Source organism: Thioalkalivibrio sulfidiphilus HL-EbGr7, assembly GCF_000021985.1.
Classification (GTDB): Bacteria; Pseudomonadota; Gammaproteobacteria; order Ectothiorhodospirales; family Ectothiorhodospiraceae; genus Thioalkalivibrio_A; species Thioalkalivibrio_A sulfidiphilus.
This window is the reverse complement of the sequence record NC_011901.1, coordinates 3050640-3067883: the sequence shown is the minus strand read 5'-3', so window position 1 is coordinate 3067883 and position 17244 is coordinate 3050640. Positions and strand designations below refer to the sequence as shown.

The window sequence follows — 17244 nt, the reverse complement described above, 5'->3', positions numbered from 1 at the left end:
TCTTGTCTCTTGTCTCTTGTCTCTTGTCTCTTGTCTCTGGCCTTCGGCCTTCGGCCTTCGGCCTCATAAAAAAAGCCCGGCAATGCCGGGCTTTTTTTATGAGGCCGAAGCGCCTTGCCTTAAATCATGTCCTTCAGATTCTTCAGCGGCAGCACCTTGACCACCTTGCGGGCGGGCTTGGCCTTGAAGATCATCTCCTCGCCGGTGGCGGGGTTGCGGCCCTTGCGCGCCTTGGTGGCAGGCTTCTTCACCACCTTGATCTTGAGCAGGCCGGGCAGGGTGAACATGCCCACGCCGCGGGGCTTGACGCTCTTCTCGATCAGGCCCTGCAGGGAATCCATCACCGCGCCCACGTCCTTCTTGGACAGGCCGGTCTGGGTGGCAATGTGGTTCAGGATTTCGGTCTTGGTGGGGGGCTTGGGCTGAGCGGCGGCTGCGGCCTGGGTCTTGGTCGTGGCTTTCTTCTTGGCTGCCATGGAGTGGCTCCCTGATTGGTTGCGTTGAATGCGCGAGTTTAACGGGTGAGTTCAAGCTGAACGCGGATTAACATAGCACGATGATTTTCCATTGGCGAGACGGTTTATCCCGAAAATATCGGCACGAGAGCGTGCTGCGCGTTCCGGGTGCGCGGGCGGTGTGGCGTGCTTGAACACGGCACGTGGCTGGCCGCCTTTCTGGTGGGTCTGTTCGGCGGCGTGCACTGCGCCGGCATGTGCGGCGGCATCGTCACCGCCCTGAGCCTCGGCACCCGCACGCCTGCAGGCACAACGCCCTGGCCACTGCTGTTTTCCTACAACCTGGGGCGCATCGCGAGCTATACGCTGGCCGGCGCGCTGGCCGGTGGCGCGGGCTGGTTCGCCGCGCGACTGGTGGATGTGCACCTGGCGCAACAGGGGCTGCAGGTGCTGGCCGCGCTGTTCATGATCGCGTTGGGCCTTTACCTGGCGGGCTGGTGGGCAGGGCTCGCCAAAGTGGAACAGGCGGGCGGCGTGCTCTGGCGCAGGATCGAGCCCCTGGGACGACGTCTGATGCCGGTGCGCACGCCCGCCCAGGCCCTGGCCCTGGGCGGGCTGTGGGGCTGGCTGCCCTGCGGACTGGTCTACAGCGTGCTGATCTGGTCGCTGAGTGCCGGTGGCGTGGTCCAGGGTGCGTTGCTGATGCTGGCCTTCGGCCTGGGGACCCTGCCCAACCTGCTGCTCATGGGGGTCATGGCCGCCCGGCTCGGCGCATGGCTGCGGCAACGCTGGGTGCGTTACCTGGCCGGTGGTTTCGTGGCCGGTTTCGGGCTGCTGATGCTGTGGCAGGTAGTGGCAGGCTGAAACGGCCCGGGCTTATACCCGGGCCGCGCAGGCTTGAGGTTCAGCGGGTGAAGAACTGCTGGCGGAAGCGTACCGTCAGGGGTCCGCTGTCTCGGGGAGTGGCCTCAATCATGAAATCCAGGGTCTCGCCATCATCGATGCCCACCTCGGCCAGGTAGTAGATGGCCGTGCTATCCCGGACCTCGCGAAATTGCAGCGGGAGGGTCTGGCCGCGCAGGTTCACGGCCTTGCCAGTGACCACCGCCAGCTGCGGCTCCGTGCCTACACCCAGGGATTTTTTCATGATGCTGATGTTGATCAGCGCGCGGTTGCGGCTGCGGGTGATGTTGTAGGAGCGTGCAACATCCGGTGACAGGAAGTCGGTGCTCAGTGCGTTGAAATGGACCACGTAATCGCCGAAGTCCTGCTGCCCGCCGGCGTGGACGGTGCCGGACAGTGCGCCTGCCATTACCAGCAACAGGAATGCCTTGAAGACATGACGTCGTTTCATGTTGTGATGCTCCTCCAGTGTGCCCTGGTTCGATCGCTTGGCTTAAGGGAACAGTAGGTATCCCTTGTCTATCAGTGTAGCCAAAAGGCCGACGGGATGTTGCGCCATCAGTGTTTTGGAATGTGCAGGGATACCGGAATCAGAAGATCGAGCGCAGCAGGATCAGCAGAATGTTCAGGCCGATTATGGCCACCAGGGGGGAGAGGTCCACCGGGCCCAGGTTGGGCATCACGGAACGGATGGGGGTGAGGATGGGGCGGTTCAGGCTCGCCACCAGCGAGGCCACCGGATTGCCGCGCATGCCGCCGGCCATGAACCAGCTCATCACCGCCTCGATGATGATGCTGAACATGAACACATAAATCAGCAGCTGCAGCAGGCGGAACACCGCCACCACCAGCACCAGACCGAGCCCGGGGCTCGCGCCGCCGATCCAGGCCACCAGCCAGAGTTCCAGCATCTTCAGCGCGATCATGAGCAGCACCACCGCCGTGTCGAGACGGCCGATGGGCGGGATGACGCGGCGCAGGGCGCGCACCGGTGGATTGGTGACGGTGACCAGGAACTGGGACACCGGGTTGTAGAAATCCGCCCGCACCATGGCCAGCAGCATGCGCAGCATGAGGGCAATCACGTACAGGCTGAGCAGGGTGGAGATGAGGAAGATGCTGATCTCCTGGAGGGGTCCGGGCATGGGTGGGGCTCCCTAGTGTCGTGTCCGGTAAATATCTTGCCATTCAGAGCCTCGCAAAAGCGCCAAGGCAAGGCGCACACCGCAGGCAATGGCAAGCCCTTGGCAAGGTGTGCAACGCCGCATTGGCGCTTTTGCGGGGCTCCCATTGGGCGTGGCTGTGCGGACGTGTGGCGGTGTTACGCTTGATTGAAATGGGGGTGTCCATTCCTGCGCAAGCGTGCCTGGCCACGCGTCGGCACAGACGCGCTGAATGGTAAGGTATTTACCGGACACGACACTAGGGTCAGTCGCGACCCAGTTGATCGGCCAGTTCCCGGGAACGGTCCCGGGCGGCGGTGAGGGCCTGGGCCATGAGTTCGCGCAGGCCGCCGGTCTCCAGCACCTGCAGGGCGCGTTCCGTGGTGCCGCCCCGGGAGGTGACCCGGGTGCGCAGGGTGGCGGCGTCCTCGTCGGATTCCAGGGCCAGCTTGGCGGCGCCGAAGGCGGTCTGCAGGGCCAGCAGCCGGGCGGTCTCCCGGGGCAGGCCCAGCTGCACGCCGGCGTCTTCCAGGGCCTCCATGACCAGGAACAGGTAGGCGGGACCGCTGCCGGACAGGGCCGTGACCGCGTCCAGGGCGGACTCGTCGTCCAGCCACACGGTCAGTCCCACGGCGCGCAGGATGGATTCGGCCACGGCCTTCTGGGTCGGGCTGACCCGTTCATTGGCCGCCAGTCCGGTGGCGCCGCAGCCCACCAGGGCAGGGGTGTTGGGCATGCAGCGCACCACGGCGAGATTGCCGCCCAGCCAGCGCTCGATGTCGGCGCTGCGCACCCCCGCGGCGATGGAGACGATCAGTGGACGGCGTGCCTGCACGGCCCCGGCCAGGGCACGGCATACCTCGTCCAGCACCTGGGGCTTGACCGCCAGCACCACCACGTCGGCGTGGCTGATGGCCTCTGCGCCATCCTCGCCCAGGTGCAGGCCCGGCCATTGGGTCGCCAGGGTTTCACGCTGGCCCGGGTTGGGGTCCACGGCCCACAGGGCGTCCTCGGGCCAGCCGTCGGCGACCAGGCCGCCGATGAGGCTGCGCGCCATGTTGCCGGCGCCGATGAAGGCGATGGGTTCGTTCATGAGCTTTCCGTTGGGACGTTGGCGAACAGGGGAAGGATCATAAACCCTGCCCGCCGCGGCCTGCCACCCGGCGGCTGCCGAAGATGGCGGTGCCCACGCGCACGATGGTGGCGCCTTCCGCGATGGCCGCCTCCAGGTCGCCGCTCATGCCCATGGACAGGGTATCCAGCTGATGGCCCCGGCGGATCAGGTCTTCCTGCATCTCGCGCAGGCGGGCAAAGGCGCGTCGCTGGGTGGCGAAGTCCTCGCTGGGGGCGGGGATGGCCATCAGGCCGCGCAGGCGCAGCCGGGGAAGTCCCGCCACTACTTCGGCCAGGGCCGGCAGGGCCTCGGGGGCAAGCCCGGACTTGCTCGCCTCCGCGTCCAGGTTCACCTGCAGGCAGACCTGCAGGTCGACGGCCTCCCCGGGGCGCTGTTCCGACAGGCGCCGGGCGATCTTGTCCCGCTCGATGCTGTGCACCCAGTGGGCGAGGCCGGCAATCAGGCGGGTCTTGTTGGACTGCAGCGGGCCGATGAAATGCCACTCGGGACGCAGATCCGCGAGGGCATCGGCCTTGTCGGCCAGTTCCTGGACGTAGTTCTCGCCGAAGGCCCGCTGACCGCAGGCCATGACCTCCCTCAATGCCTCGGCGGGCTGGGTCTTGCTCACCGCCAGCAGGGTGATCGTGGCGGGGTCGCGTCCATGACGCAGGGCGGCCTCATGGATACGGGTCCTGACGGTGTCGAGTCTGTCGCCAATGGTGCTCATGGGGCTATGCTATATTCGGTTCACGTAACAGGGGAAATGCCGAATCGGCTCCGGCGTTTCCCGTGCCTGAGTCTCCCGGCCCGGTTCCCGTTGGCCGTCCTCTTGTGGCTATCGCCGTCCACCCGGCGTTAACTACCGTTCATGCGCGATGCGGCTTCACCCTCCGCGCTGGAAGGGGCAGACTCGACGCAAAGCCGGATCACGAACCGGTTCACTCGACTTGGGGGATTGAATGGACATTACGCAGCTGCTTGCGTTTGCGGTCAAGAATGGCGCCTCGGACCTGCACCTCTCCGCCGGGCTGCCGCCCATGATCCGCGTCGACGGCGACGTGCGCAGGATCAACGTACCCGCCCTGGACCACAAGGCTGTCCACGGCATGGTGTACGACATCATGAACGACAAGCAGCGCAAGGACTACGAGGAGTTCCTGGAAACGGACTTCTCCTTCGAGATCCCCGGCCTGGCGCGCTTCCGTGTCAACGCCTTCAACCACAACCGCGGCGCCGGCGCGGTGTTCCGAACCATCCCGAGCAAGATCCTCACCCTCGAAGAACTCAACTGCCCGAAGATCTTCGAGCAGATCTCCGACTACCCGCGCGGCATCGTGCTGGTCACCGGGCCCACCGGCTCCGGCAAGTCCACCACCCTGGCCGCCATGATCAACCACAAGAACGAATCCGAGTACGGGCACATCCTCACCGTGGAGGACCCGATCGAGTTCGTGCACGAGAGCAAGAAGTGCCTGGTCAACCAGCGCGAGGTGCACCGCGACACCCTGGGCTTCAACGAGGCCCTGCGCTCGGCCCTGCGTGAGGACCCGGACACCATCCTGGTGGGCGAGATGCGCGATCTGGAGACCATCCGACTGGCCCTGACCGCCGCCGAGACCGGTCACCTGGTGTTCGGCACCCTGCACACCAGTTCCGCCGCCAAGACCATCGACCGTATCGTGGACGTGTTCCCCGCCGCGGAGAAGGACATGGTGCGCGCCATGCTGTCGGAGTCCTTGCGGGCGGTGATCTCCCAGACCCTGCTCAAGCGCATCGGCGGCGGGCGCGTGGCGGCCCACGAGATCATGCTGGGCACCCCGGCCATCCGCAACCTGATCCGTGAAAACAAGATCGCCCAGATGTACTCGGCCATCCAGACCAGCCAGGGCATGGGCATGCAGACCCTGGACATGAGTCTCAAGGAGCTGCTCGCCAAGGGCATCATCAGCAAGGAAGACGCACGCCGCAAGGCCGCCAACCCGGACGCCCTCTAGGCCGACTGACACCACAGGCCGGGGCCCTGGCAATCCCAGTGCTCAGGTAGACGAGGCTTCATCAAATGGATCGCGATAAGGCAATACGTTTCATGCACGACTTGCTGAAGACCCTGCTCAGCAAGAAGGGCTCCGACCTGTTCATCACCGTGGGTGCGCCGCCGTCCATCAAGGTGGACGGACGCATGACGCCCATCACCAACCAGCCCCTGTCTCCGGCCCACACCCAGGTGCTGGTGCGTTCCATCATGAATGACAAGCAGGCCTCGGAGTTCGAACGCACCCAGGAGTGCAACTTCGCCATCAGCCTGCCGGGGGTATCGCGCTTTCGCGTCAACGCCTTCACCCAGCGCGGCACCGCCGGCATGGTGCTGCGTGTGATCACCACCGAGATTCCCACCTTCGAGCAGCTGGGCCTGCCGATGCAGCTCAAGGACATCGCCATGACCCGCCGTGGCCTGGTGATCTTCGTGGGCGGTACCGGATCGGGCAAGTCCACCTCGCTCGCCGCCATGCTGGGCTACCGCAATGCCAATAGCTATGGTCACATCGTCACCATCGAGGACCCCATCGAGTTCGTGCACTCCCACATCAACTGCCTGGTGACCCAGCGTGAGGTGGGGGTGGACACCGAGAGCTACGAGGTGGCCCTGAAGAACACCCTGCGCCAGGCCCCCGACGTGATCCTGATTGGTGAGATCCGCGACCGCGAGACCATGGACTACGCCATCGCCTTCGCCGAGACCGGTCACCTGTGTCTCTCCACCCTGCACGCCAACAGCACCAACCAGGCCCTGGATCGCATCATCAACTTCTTCCCCGAGGAGCGGCGCCAGCAGCTGCTCATGGACCTGTCCCTGAACTTGAAGGGTGTCATCTCCCAGCGGCTGATCCCCAAGGCCGACGGCAAGGGAAGGTCGCCCGCCGTGGAGATCATGATCAACAGCCCGCTCATGTCGGACCTGATCTTCAAGGGCGAGGTGCACGAGATGAAGGAACTCATCTCCAAGTCCAACGAGCTGGGCATGCAGACCTTCGACCAGGCCCTGTTCAAGCTCTTCGAGGAAGGCCATATCACCTACGAGGATGCCCTGCGCAACGCCGACTCGGTCAACGACCTGCGCCTGCGCATCAAGCTCGACAGCAAGCGCGCCCGTCAGACGAATCTCATGGACGAGGTCGCGCACCTGGAAGTGGAAGAGACGCCGGAAGAATCCGGTATGTTGAAATAATAGTGGCTAGTGGCAAGTCTCAAGTGGCAAGGAAGCCATCTTTATCTTGGTACTTCGCCAAAGGTGGTCATTGCTACGACTTTCCTTGCCACTTGAGACTTGCCACTTGAGACTGAATCCATGTCCATCGAACCCTACCTGAAACTCATGGCGCAGAAGAATGCGTCCGACCTGTTCTTCACCGTGGGGGCGCCTGCGAGCGTGAAGATCGAGGGCGAGATGCGTCCCATCAGCCGGCATACCATGGCGCCGGGCTCGGTCAGGGACATGGCCTACGAGCTGATGGACGAGCGCAAGATCCAGGAGTTCGAACGTACCCGGGAGATGAACATCGGCATCTCGGTGGAGGAGCTGGGTCGCTTTCGCGTGAACATCTACGTGCAGCGCGGCGAGGTCTCCATGGTGATCCGCTACATCAAGTCCGATGTGCCGAGCATCGAGCAGCTGCACCTGCCCCACGTGCTCAAGGACCTGGTGCTCAACAAGAACGGCCTGGTGCTGGTGGTGGGTTCCACGGGCTCGGGCAAGTCGACCTCGCTGGCGGCCATGCTGGATTACCGCAACGCCAACAGCTATGGACACATCCTCACGGTGGAGGATCCCATCGAGTATTCCTTCACCCACCGCAAGTCCATCGTGGGCCAGCGGGAAGTGGGTCTCGATACGCTCTCCTACGAGAACGCCCTGCGCGAGGCCATGCGCGAGGCGCCGGACATGATCATGATCGGCGAGATCCGTGACCGTGAAACCATGGAGGCGGCGCTCACCTACGCCGACACCGGCCACCTGGTGCTCTCCACCCTGCACGCGGTCAACGCCAACCAGGCCCTGGACCGTATCATCAACTTCTTCCCGCCGGACTCCCGCCGCCAGATCCTCATGGACCTGTCCCTGAACATCAAGGGCATCATGTCCCAGCGCCTGGTGGTCACCAAGGATGGCAAGCGCATGCCGGCCACCGAGGTGTTGCTCAACACGCCCTACATCTCGGAACTGATTCGCAAGGGGGAGATCAGCGGCATCAAGGACATCATCGAGAAGGGCGCGTCGGTAGGTATGCACACCTTCGACCAGTCACTGTTCGAGCTCTACAAGGCGGGCACCATCACCCTGCCCGAGGCCCTGTCCAAGGCGGACTCCCGGGGCGACCTGGAATGGCGCATCCATTTCGGCGGCGGCGTGAAGTCCCTGAAGTCCACCGACGATTCCCTGCAGATGCCCAGTGACATGGTCAACCTGGAGCCTCCCGCCGATGGCGGTCGCAAGCCCGCCACCCACTTCGATGACCTGAAACCGCTCTCGGAGACCAGCCTGGATAAAGAGGACTAACTGAAGCACGAAGTGTGAATCTGGAAGTGTGAATATTGAAAGGCCTTAACTTCGCACTTCCCAATTCCCACTTCTCACTTCAATTCTCGCTTCCCTCTTCAAAACACCGTTTTCGCGTCAAAAACCGGCCCGTCCACGCACACGCGCTTCATGGCGGGGCCTTGGTCCGTCTTCACCTCCACCACGCAGCCGGCGCAACCGCCCACGGCACAGGCCATGAACTCTTCCAGGGACACCTGGCAGGGGATGCGGTACTGCTCGGCCAGCCGGGCGCAGGCCGCCAGCATGGGGTGGGGGCCGCAGGCGAAGATCTCCACCTGGCGGCGTTTCTCCTCGCTCAGGGTGTCCAGCCACAGCCGGGCCAGGTCGGTGACGTAGCCTTCATGGCAGCCCGGGAAGCCGGCGCCGCTGGTAAGCCGGCAGGGCACGCCCCAGTCCTCCAGCAGCGGCATGGTGGCGATCACCCCCTCGGGCATGCCCGGCACCAGGATCTCCGAGGGGCGCGGCTTGAACGGGAAGGGCACTTCGGAACCCATGATCACCAGGGGCTGGTAGATCGGGTTGCTGCGCAGGCTGGAGGCCAGGAACACCATGGGCGGGATGCCCACGCCACCGCCCAGAAGCAGGGTCAGCGGCCGGTCGCCGTGGGGCTGGAAGGGCTTGCCGATGGGACCCATTACGCTGAGGGTCTCGCCTACCTTGCGGCGTGACAGCAGCCGGGTGCCTTCACCCACTGCCTTGTATAGAAACTCCACCCAGCCGACGCGCGGGTCGGTGCGCATGATGGACAGGGGGCGGCGCATGGGCAGCATGGGATCGCACTGCAGGTGCGCGAAACTGCCCGGCTGTGCCTTCTCGGCGCAGCGCGGCGCCTGCACCCGCAGGATGTGCTGCTCGCCGGCGAAGGCCTCGTGGGCGAGGACCTTGGCGTCCTCCACAAAGATGGTGCCGCGATGGGGTTTGTGCATAAGAAAGGTCCCGGTGGCTGGGTACAAGAGACAAGAAAAGCCATTCCCGTTGGTTTTCTTGTCTCTTGTATCTCGCCACTTGTCTCTAGTGATTTGATTCGAAAATGATGCGTCCGGCCACCAGGGTATGCGTGACCCGGCCGGCGAATTCCCAGCCGAAGAACGGACTGTTGCGGCCCTGGCTGAGCCAGGTCTCCGCCTCGGGCCGGTAGCTTGACTCGGTATCGATGATGCACAGGTCCGCCCGGTGGCCCGGCGCCAGGGTGCCCACGGGCAGGCCCAGGATCTCTGCCGGGTTGGCGGTGATCCGGCGCACGGCCTCGGCGTGGCTCAGCACCCCTTCCTCCGCCAGCCGCAGGGTCAGTGGCAGCAGGGTCTCCAGGGACGAGATGCCGGGCAGGGTCTGGGCGAAAGGCGCCAGCTTGGCGTCCGCCTCGTGGGGCTGGTGGTCGGAGCAGATGGCGGAGATGGCGCCGTCTGCCACCGCCTGGCGCAGGCCATCCCGGTCGCGCTGGCTGCGCAGGGGCGGCATCACGTGGCACAGGCTGTTGAAGTCCGCCACGTCCATGTCCGTGAGGAACAGCTGGTGCGCGGCCACGTCGGCGCTGATGGGCAGTCCGTCGTGGCGCGCGCGGGCGAGCATCTGCGCAGCCCGGGCCGTGGACAGGCGGCACAGGTGCACCCGTGCGCCGGTCTGTTCCGTGAGCGCGAGGATGGTGCCCAGGGCGGCGGTCTCGGCGGCCGCCGGTATGCCGGGCAGGCCGAGGCGCGTGCCCACCGGGCCTTCGTGCACGCAGCCCTTGGCGTTGAGGGACCAGTCGATGGGGTGCAGGTACACCGTGAGCCCGTGGCTCGCGGCGTACTCCATGGCCCGGCGCAGCAGCAGGTGGCTGGCCATGGGTTTGAGCGCCTGGCTGACCCCCAGCACGCCGGCGCGCTTGAGTGCCGCCATCTCCGAGAGCTGTTCGCCGGCCAGCCCCGAGCTGAGCGCGCCCAGGGCATGCACGCGCACGCCACAGGCCTGCTTGGCACGACGGGTGATCAGCTCCACCTCCGCCGGGGAGTCCACCGGCGGGTTGGTGTCCGGCGGGCAGACCAGGGTGGTGATGCCGGCGCTGGCCGCGGCACGGGTTTCGGAGGCCACGGTGGCCTTGTGTTCCTGGCCGGGCTCGCGCAGGCGCGCCGCCATGTCCACCACGCCGGGGATCACCAGGCGTCCGGCGGCGTCGATGCGCCGCTGGGGCTCGAAGTCCCTGGGTGCCTCGCCCAGGGCGACGACGTTCTCTTTCTGGATGTAGATGTCCGTGACCCGGTCGATGCCCTGGGCCGGATCCAGCAGGTGCGCGTTCTCGATGAGGAGCCTCATGGGGTCACGCTCCCACCCATGATCATGGACATCACCGCCATGCGCACGGCGATGCCGTAGGTCACCTGCTCCAGGATCACGGAACGGGGCCCGTCCGCCACCCGGGAGTCGATCTCCACGCCGCGGTTGGCCGGGCCCGGGTGCATGACGATGCAGTCCGGATGGGCCAGGGCCAGGCGTTCCTGGGTCAGGCCGTAGAGCTGGAAGAACTCGTGTTCCGAGGGCAGCAGGCCCGACTCCATGCGCTCGCGCTGCAGCCTGAGCATGATGATCACGTCCACGTCCTTGAGACCCTGGCGGATGTCGTTGTAGACGTGCACGCCCAGGGATTCCACCTGGGCCGGCAGCAGGGACTGGGGCGCGATCACGCGGATCTCGCCGGTGTTGAGGATGTTCAGGGCGTGGATCTGGGAGCGGGCCACCCGGGAATGCAGGATGTCGCCCACGATGGCCACCCGCAGGCGCGTGAAGTCCTGCTTGTGGCGGCGGATGGTGAACATGTCCAGCAGCGCCTGGGTGGGATGGGCGTGGCGCCCGTCGCCGGCATTGAGCACCGACACGTGGGGGGCCACGTGGCGGGCGAAGAAGTGCGCCGCGCCGCTGGATTCGTGGCGCACCACGAACATGTCCACGTACATGGCCTCCAGGTTGCGCAGGGTGTCCAGCAGGCTCTCGCCCTTGGTGGTGGCGGAGGTGGAGATATTCATGTTTAGCACGTCCGCGGACAGGCGCTTGGCGGCCAGTTCGAAGGTGGTGCGGGTGCGGGTGCTGGCCTCGAAGAACAGGTTCACCACGGTCTTGCCACGCAGCAGCGGCACCTTCTTCACCGCCTGGGCATTCATGCTGGCGAAGGACTCCGCCGTGTCCAGGATCTCGGTGATCAGGGCGTGGGGCAGGCCCTCGATGGTGAGCAGGTGACGCAGGCGCCCCTCCTCGTTGAACTGCAGGCTGGAGGGCAGGGGGCCGGCCGCCGGGATGGCCCGCGTGCTGAGCAGCGCCTCGCTCACTGGTCACCTCCGATGCTGACGATCTCAAGGCGCAGCGGATCCGGTCCGCGCAGCTTGACCTGCTGGTCCGGACGCAGGCTCAGGTGCTTGCCCACCACCTGGGCCTCGATGGGCAGTTCGCGGCCGCCCCGCTCCACCAGCACGGCCAGGGTCACCGAGGCGGGCCGGCCGAAGTCGAAGATCTCGTTCAGGGCGGCGCGGATGGTGCGCCCGGTGAACAGCACGTCGTCCACCAGGATGATGTGCCGGTCGTCCACGGAAAAGGGCAGGTTCGAGGGCTTGACCTGGGGGTGCATGCCGATGCGGCTGAAATCATCCCGGTAGAAGGAGATGTCGAGCATCCCCAACGGCTGGCGCAGGGCCAGGCGCCGGTGCAGGGCCTCGGCCACCCACACGCCACCGGTGTGGATGCCCACCATCACCGGGTCCGGTGTGCCCTGGGCGCTCAGGCGCTGCTTGAGCGCCTCGGCCATGGCATCGAGCAGGGCCTGGATGTCTTCATTCATGGGTCGTGTTCCCGACGTGTTCAGAAAACCAGTTGTCCAGCAGGATGGCGGCGGACAGGGCATCGATATCGCCCTTCTGCACCTTGCGGCCGCGCCGGCCGCTGGCGCGTGCCTCGCGCAGCCGTTCCTCGGCGTCGAAGGAGCTGAAGCGTTCGTCCACCCGGGCCACGGGCAGTGTATACCGTTCCGTGAGCTGTTCGCAGAAGCGCTGGATGCGGGGTGCGAGCGGGTGGGGCGTGCCGTCCAGGTTCAGCGGCTGTCCCACCACCAGCACATCCGGCCGCCATTCCCTCACCCAGCGGTCCAGCGCCGCCCAGTCAGGCCCGTCATCCCGGTTGGACACCGCCCCCAGCGGCGACCCCGACCCGCTCTCCCGGCTCCCGACAGCCACGCCGATGCGCCTGCCGCCATAATCCAACCCCAGCGCCGTATTAATAATCTTGTCTCTTGCCTCTAGACACTTGTCTCTAGCGCCGTCATGCATGTCCGGCATCGCCGCTGATCAGCGAGAGATCCACCCCCAGGCGCGCCGCCGCCGCCTGCCAGCGCTGGTCCGGCGGCAGGCGGAACAGGATGTCCAGGTCCGCGGGGGTGGTGAGCCAGGCGTTGTCGGCGATCTCCTGCTCCAGCTGCCCGGCACCCCAGCCGGCATAGCCCAGGGCCACCAGCACGTCTTTCGGCCCCTCGTGCCGGGCCATGGCCTCCAGGATGTCCCGGGAGGTGGTCACCTGCACGCCCTCGGAGACCGGCATGCTCGACGACCAGGCGCCCGCGGGGCTGTGCAGCACGAAGCCGCGGTCGGTCTGCACCGGGCCGCCGTGGAACACGGGGATCTCGGCGGCCTTGGCATCGGACTCGATGTCCATGTGCTCGAGCACCGTCTTCAGGGTCAGGTCCGTGGGCTGGTTGATGACGATGCCCATGGCCCCCTGTTCGTTGTGCTCGCAGATGTAGGTCACCGAATGGAAGAAGTTCGGGTCTTCCAGGCCGGGCATGGCGATCAGGAACTGGTTGGTGAAATTGCTGCTGGCAGTCATGGGTCTGTGTGTGCGCTGAGGTAATGAATAGTATCCGGCCTGGGGTCTGCCCCCCGCAAGGCGCCCCCGCACCGAACCTTTGAATCTTGAATTTTGAACCTTGAATTGAACTTAGCGCATGCGTATGCGGGAATCGCTCTGGAACACCCAGGTGCGGGTAATCATGAGCTGGTCGTATTTCTGGCGCATCTCCACCGGGAAGGGCGAGAAGGGGCTGGAGAGTTCCACGATGCGCCGGGCGGCATCATCCAGCACCTGCTCCCCGGAGCTGTTCGCCACCTGCACGTTGAGCACCTGGCCGTCGTGGTTGATCAGCACGTTGAGGATCAGGGTGCCATCCAGTCGCCGGCGGCGTGCCTCGTCCGGGTAGTTGAGGTTGCCTACCCGCTCCACCTTGCGCACCCAGGCATCCACGTAGCTGGCCTCCACGGCACTGCGCGCGCTCAGGGCGTCGATGTAATGGACCCGCGGGCGCTGGGCGTAACGGCGGCGCTCCTCGGACAGTTCCGAGGCCAGTCGGGCCATCTCCAGGCTGCGTTCCACCAGGCGGTCGGTGGTGGCCTGCTCCCGGACCGGGGTCTCCTCGACCACCTCCGGGCTGGGGGCCGGGGTGGGGGACTGCTCGCGGGTCAGCACCGGGGTCTGCTCCGCCGGGGTGGGGTCCGGTGCGCTGGGGGTGGCCTGTTCGGGGGCCATGCCGTCGGTGGGCAGGGGCAGGGGGGCGGTTACCGGTGCGCTGGGCCGATCCGGTTCCTCCGCCTGGCCGCTGGCCTGCTGGTCCGCCTGGGCGATGCGCTCGGTCTGCTCGGGCGGCGTGGGCGACTGGGTCTGCACCAGCACCACGTCCAGGGTGGGCGGGGTGCGGTCCCGGCCGGAGAATTCGATGCCGAAGCCCACGCCCAGGATCACAATGCCGTGGATCGCCGCGGCCAGGAACAGGGTCAGACCCAGACGATCGCTGGGTGTGACGGTGGCGGCGGACACGCTCATGGGGCGGCGGGCGGGCGTTGCGGATACATCATGCGCGCGATTGTACCGCTTGCCAGCCCGAACAGCAGTGCAGCGGTGAGCAGAACGGGCAACAGCTTGAGCAGGGCCGGGTGGGGGATGATCAGGGTGTAGGCCACCAGGAACTGGCCCAGCATGTGCGCCAGGGCGGCGAGCACGCACAGCCCCAGGGCGCTCAGGTGCCGGCCCGCGACGGCCGTGGCCAGACCCAGGGCCGCCAGGCTCGCCAGGGCGCCGGTCAGGCTCAGCAGGAAGGTGGGGCTCAGGAAACTGCCCACCAGCAGGCTGCCGGCCAGTACCCGCAGCAGCGAGACCCAGACCGCCACCCGCCAGCCGTAGAGCAGCAGCGCCAGCACCGTGATCACGTTGGCGAGCCCCGGTTTGACCCCGGGAATCGGGCTTGGCAGCGCCGCCTCCAGCACGTGGATGGCAATGGCCAGGGCCGCCAGCCAGGCGATCAGATGATCCTCGCGTGTCGTGGATAAAAGCATGAGAGACAAGATACAAGAGACAAGCGGCAAGCGGGGATTTCTTGTCTCTCGTCTCTTGCCTCTTGCCTCTTGCCTCTGTTCAGTAATTCACACTGTCGAAGCTGCGCTCCGCCTCGCCCAGTACCTCGATCAGCACCCGGTTCGGCAGGCTCACCGCCATGTCGCCGGCCTCCCGCAGCCAGCCGGCCCGCTGACAGATGCCCTGGCTGCCGGGGGAGGCGGCACAGCGGGCGGCGCCGTCGGCGATCTCCACGCGGGTGATGCCGGCGGGACCGGGCACCTCCACCAGGGCGTCCCGGTCCAGGGGCAGGCGGGCGAACTCCGTGCCGCCGCTCAGGATGCGGACCTCCCGGGTTGCGGTCGTGGTGCCGTCATCGGGCGCGCCCCAGAACTGGACGTAGGAGAGACCCACCAGCAGGCAGGCGCAGATCACCACCAGTCCATCACCCCGGGTCATCGCGCCGGCTCCACGAGGATGACCGGCGGTGCGGGCTGTTGCTCGAAGCGGATGCGTTCGGCCATGGCGGGTGTCATGAGTACCGCGCCCTGCGGGTCCACCAGCATGGCCTGTTCGATGCCCAGGCGCGCGGCGATCTCGGCGAAACGCGCCGGGCCCGCCACGAACAGGGCGGTGGCGGCGGCGTCCGCCCGGGCGCCATCCCTGTGGATCACGGTCACCGAGCGGGCCTCCCGGGCGGGCCGGCCGGTGCGCGGGTCGAGGATGTGGTGGAAGCGTTCGCCTGCATAAATAAAATGTCGCTCATAGTCGCCGGAGGTGTACACGCTCTCGTCGCCGGCAAGCTCCAGGGAGGCCAGCACCCCCTCGCCGTCCGGGTGGCGGATGCCGATGCGCCAGGGGCGGTTGCCCGGGCGGCCGATGGCGCGCAGGTCGCCGCCGGCGTTGAGGATGGCGTGCTCGATGCCCAGTTCCCTGAGGCGCTCCACGGCCCGATCCACACCGTAGCCCTTGGCGAAGCCGCCCAGGTCCAGGCGCACCGCGGGGTTGTCGCTGCGCATGCGGATGCCGTCGACGCGGATGTCTGCCATGCTGGGGCGGGTCTCCAGCAGGGCGCGGATCTCGGCCTCATCGGGCGGGGCGTGCTCTTCGCGCTCATCGCCATGGAAACCCCACAGGGCGAACAGCGCACCGAGGGCGGGGTTGAACAGGCCGTCGCTGTCCGCCTCCAGGCGCTGGCCCTCCAGGATCAGCGGCAGCACCGAAGGATTGGCCGAGAATTCCGCGCCCGTGGCGAGCAGCTGGTTGGTGCGCCCCAGGGGGCCCGGTTCCCAGGCATGCCAGGCGCGGTGCATGTAGTCCAGGTCCTCGCCCACCACCCGGGCTGCCTCCCGGACCAGCTCCCGGTCATGGGTGTAGATGCTCAGCTCCACCACGGTGCCGAAGGCCAGCAGCCGTTCGGTGTGCACCTCCGGGCGGGGACCGCAGGCGGCGAGCAGCAGGATCAGGACGGCTGGCATCAGCCGCTGCCAGGTGCTCACCGGCGCGCCTCCAGGTGTCTCGCGATGGCGTCCATGAGCTGCCCGCCGATGTCCAGGCCGTACTGGGCGTCCAGTTCCCGGATGCAGGTGGGGCTGGTGACATTGATCTCGGTGAGGTAGTCGCCGATCACGTCCAGGCCCACGAACAGCAGGCCCCGTTCCCGCAGCGCCGGCGCCACCTGCTGGCAGATCCAGCGGTCCCGTTCGGTGAGCGGCACGCCTTCGCCACGGCCGCCGGCGGCCAGGTTGGCGCGGGCCTCGCCGCTGGCGGGGATGCGCGCCAGGGCGTAGGGCACCGGCTCGCCGTCCACCAGCAGGATGCGCTTGTCACCCTCTACGTACTCCGGCAGGAAGCGCTGGGCCATCACCGTGCGCTTGCCATGCTGGGTGATGGTCTCGAGGATCACGCCGGTGTTGGGGTCGCCCTGACGGATGCGGAACACCGAGGCGCCGCCCATGCCGTCCAGGGGCTTGACCACGATGTCCTGCTGTTCGCCCAGGAAGCGGCGCAGGCGAGCCATGTCGCGGCTGACCACGGTCTCGGGGCAGCACTGGGGAAACCAGGCGGTGAAGAGTTTTTCGTTGGCATCCCGCAGGCTCCGGGGTCGGTTCACCACCAGGCAGCCCTCACGTTCCGCCAGCTCCAGCAGGTAGGTGCTGTAGAGATACTCCATGTCGAAGGGCGGGTCCTTGCGCATCAGCACCGCGTCCAGCTCGGCCAGGGGTCGCTCCATCGCTTCGCCCAGCGTGAACCAGTCAACGGCCTGGTCGCGTACCTCGAGCGCACGCATGCGGGCGTGCACGCGTCCTTCGGCCAGCCACAGGTCCTGCTGTTCCATGTAGAACACCGGCCAGCCGCGGCGCCGGGCGGCGAGCAGCATGGCGAAGGTGGAGTCCTTCTTGATATTGATGTGTGCGATAGGGTCCATGACGACCCCGATGCTGGGCGTGGTGGCTGGCAAGGAAGGAAGGCTCCGGCAAGATGGGCGGGGAATTTGACCAAGATAATCCACCCGCTGTGGGTTCCACAACGCACGCCAGTCTGGCGCCAAGTGTGATGAAGGGCACGTTTCCCCTGACCGATGGCCGCCCGGGGCGCTTAGAACTCACCTAACATAAAGTCGCTAACTGTCTTTACGGCTTGGGGGTATCTTGTTTGATAAAACCAAGGTCA

At 66.4% G+C, this 17244-nt stretch carries 20 protein-coding genes; 4 read left to right on the top strand and 16 right to left on the bottom strand.

The genetic code is table 11. From position 1 onward, the window contains the following. Positions 1-119: 119 nt before the first annotated feature. Positions 120-476, bottom strand: a complete 357-nt coding sequence (locus TGR7_RS14670; RefSeq protein ID WP_012639460.1) for an HU family DNA-binding protein — start codon at positions 474-476, stop codon at positions 120-122. 165 nt (positions 477-641) lie between these two features. Here TGR7_RS14670 and TGR7_RS14665 point away from each other — a divergent pair, with 165 nt between their 5' ends. Continuing rightward, the gene (locus TGR7_RS14665; RefSeq protein WP_012639459.1) at positions 642-1319 is read left to right on the top strand and encodes a sulfite exporter TauE/SafE family protein; all 678 of its coding nucleotides are present in this window, start codon (positions 642-644) and stop codon (positions 1317-1319) included. A gap of 40 nt (positions 1320-1359) precedes the next feature. Here the strand turns inward: TGR7_RS14665 and TGR7_RS14660 are convergent, their stop codons facing one another. The 4 genes from TGR7_RS14660 to TGR7_RS14645 all read right to left on the bottom strand — a co-directional run bounded on the left by TGR7_RS14660 (position 1360) and on the right by TGR7_RS14645 (position 4362). Beyond that, positions 1360-1809, bottom strand: coding sequence for a DUF4426 domain-containing protein (locus TGR7_RS14660; RefSeq protein ID WP_012639458.1), 450 nt, complete (start codon positions 1807-1809; stop codon positions 1360-1362). 139 nt (positions 1810-1948) lie between these two features. Then, positions 1949-2503, bottom strand: a complete 555-nt coding sequence (locus TGR7_RS14655; RefSeq protein WP_012639457.1) for a YggT family protein — start codon at positions 2501-2503, stop codon at positions 1949-1951. A gap of 283 nt (positions 2504-2786) precedes the next feature. Continuing rightward, a complete protein-coding gene (gene proC, locus TGR7_RS14650) occupies positions 2787-3614 on the bottom strand; it encodes a pyrroline-5-carboxylate reductase (RefSeq protein WP_012639456.1) in 828 nt (275 codons plus the stop codon). Positions 3615-3651: 37 nt separating this feature from the next. Next, a complete protein-coding gene (locus tag TGR7_RS14645) occupies positions 3652-4362 on the bottom strand; it encodes a YggS family pyridoxal phosphate-dependent enzyme (protein ID WP_012639455.1) in 711 nt (236 codons plus the stop codon). 232 nt (positions 4363-4594) lie between these two features. Between TGR7_RS14645 and TGR7_RS14640 the strand changes: the two genes are divergently transcribed. The 3 genes from TGR7_RS14640 (at position 4595) to TGR7_RS14630 (ending at position 8190) form a co-directional block, all read left to right on the top strand. Continuing rightward, positions 4595-5629 carry a type IV pilus twitching motility protein PilT gene (locus TGR7_RS14640; RefSeq protein ID WP_012639454.1) on the top strand — a complete coding sequence of 345 codons (1035 nt, stop codon included), beginning with the start codon at positions 4595-4597 and terminating at the stop codon, positions 5627-5629. A gap of 65 nt (positions 5630-5694) precedes the next feature. Further along, positions 5695-6861, top strand: a complete 1167-nt coding sequence (locus TGR7_RS14635) for a PilT/PilU family type 4a pilus ATPase (protein ID WP_012639453.1) — start codon at positions 5695-5697, stop codon at positions 6859-6861. A 120-nt stretch (positions 6862-6981) separates the two neighbouring features. Beyond that, positions 6982-8190, top strand: coding sequence for a PilT/PilU family type 4a pilus ATPase (locus tag TGR7_RS14630; RefSeq protein ID WP_012639452.1), 1209 nt, complete (start codon positions 6982-6984; stop codon positions 8188-8190). 98 nt (positions 8191-8288) lie between these two features. On the opposite strand, the gene TGR7_RS14625 is transcribed toward TGR7_RS14630, so the two are convergent. From TGR7_RS14625 to gshB, 11 genes are all read right to left on the bottom strand, one after another. Beyond that, complete coding sequence (locus tag TGR7_RS14625) at positions 8289-9158, bottom strand: dihydroorotate dehydrogenase electron transfer subunit (protein WP_012639451.1); 870 nt, start codon at positions 9156-9158, stop codon at positions 8289-8291. An 85-nt stretch (positions 9159-9243) separates the two neighbouring features. Continuing rightward, positions 9244-10524, bottom strand: coding sequence for a dihydroorotase (locus TGR7_RS14620; RefSeq protein ID WP_012639450.1), 1281 nt, complete (start codon positions 10522-10524; stop codon positions 9244-9246). Then, positions 10521-11531 (bottom strand): aspartate carbamoyltransferase catalytic subunit, encoded by a 1011-nt coding sequence (locus TGR7_RS14615; RefSeq protein WP_012639449.1) that lies wholly within the window; start codon positions 11529-11531, stop codon positions 10521-10523. Before TGR7_RS14615 ends, TGR7_RS14620 begins: the two co-directional genes overlap by 4 nt. Continuing rightward, the gene (gene pyrR, locus TGR7_RS14610; protein ID WP_012639448.1) at positions 11528-12037 is read right to left on the bottom strand and encodes a bifunctional pyr operon transcriptional regulator/uracil phosphoribosyltransferase PyrR; all 510 of its coding nucleotides are present in this window, start codon (positions 12035-12037) and stop codon (positions 11528-11530) included. The genes TGR7_RS14615 and pyrR overlap by 4 nt, the downstream gene beginning before the upstream one ends. Beyond that, the gene (ruvX, locus tag TGR7_RS14605; RefSeq protein WP_012639447.1) at positions 12030-12521 is read right to left on the bottom strand and encodes a Holliday junction resolvase RuvX; all 492 of its coding nucleotides are present in this window, start codon (positions 12519-12521) and stop codon (positions 12030-12032) included. The genes pyrR and ruvX overlap by 8 nt, the downstream gene beginning before the upstream one ends. Continuing rightward, complete coding sequence (locus TGR7_RS14600; RefSeq protein WP_012639446.1) at positions 12514-13074, bottom strand: YqgE/AlgH family protein; 561 nt, start codon at positions 13072-13074, stop codon at positions 12514-12516. Before TGR7_RS14600 ends, ruvX begins: the two co-directional genes overlap by 8 nt. A 111-nt stretch (positions 13075-13185) precedes the next feature. Continuing rightward, positions 13186-14064: an energy transducer TonB gene (locus tag TGR7_RS14595; protein ID WP_012639445.1), complete on the bottom strand. Its 879-nt coding sequence runs from the start codon at positions 14062-14064 to the stop codon at positions 13186-13188. After that, positions 14061-14573 (bottom strand): Gx transporter family protein, encoded by a 513-nt coding sequence (locus TGR7_RS14590; protein ID WP_012639444.1) that lies wholly within the window; start codon positions 14571-14573, stop codon positions 14061-14063. The genes TGR7_RS14595 and TGR7_RS14590 overlap by 4 nt, the downstream gene beginning before the upstream one ends. A 79-nt stretch (positions 14574-14652) precedes the next feature. Next, the gene (locus TGR7_RS14585; protein ID WP_012639443.1) at positions 14653-15030 is read right to left on the bottom strand and encodes a NusG domain II-containing protein; all 378 of its coding nucleotides are present in this window, start codon (positions 15028-15030) and stop codon (positions 14653-14655) included. Then, positions 15027-16049 (bottom strand): FAD:protein FMN transferase, encoded by a 1023-nt coding sequence (locus TGR7_RS14580; protein ID WP_041443139.1) that lies wholly within the window; start codon positions 16047-16049, stop codon positions 15027-15029. Before TGR7_RS14580 ends, TGR7_RS14585 begins: the two co-directional genes overlap by 4 nt. A gap of 17 nt (positions 16050-16066) precedes the next feature. Continuing rightward, on the bottom strand, positions 16067-16999 hold the full coding sequence (gene gshB, locus TGR7_RS14575) for a glutathione synthase (protein ID WP_012639441.1): 933 nt from the start codon (positions 16997-16999) through the stop codon (positions 16067-16069). Positions 17000-17244: the final 245 nt, after the last annotated feature.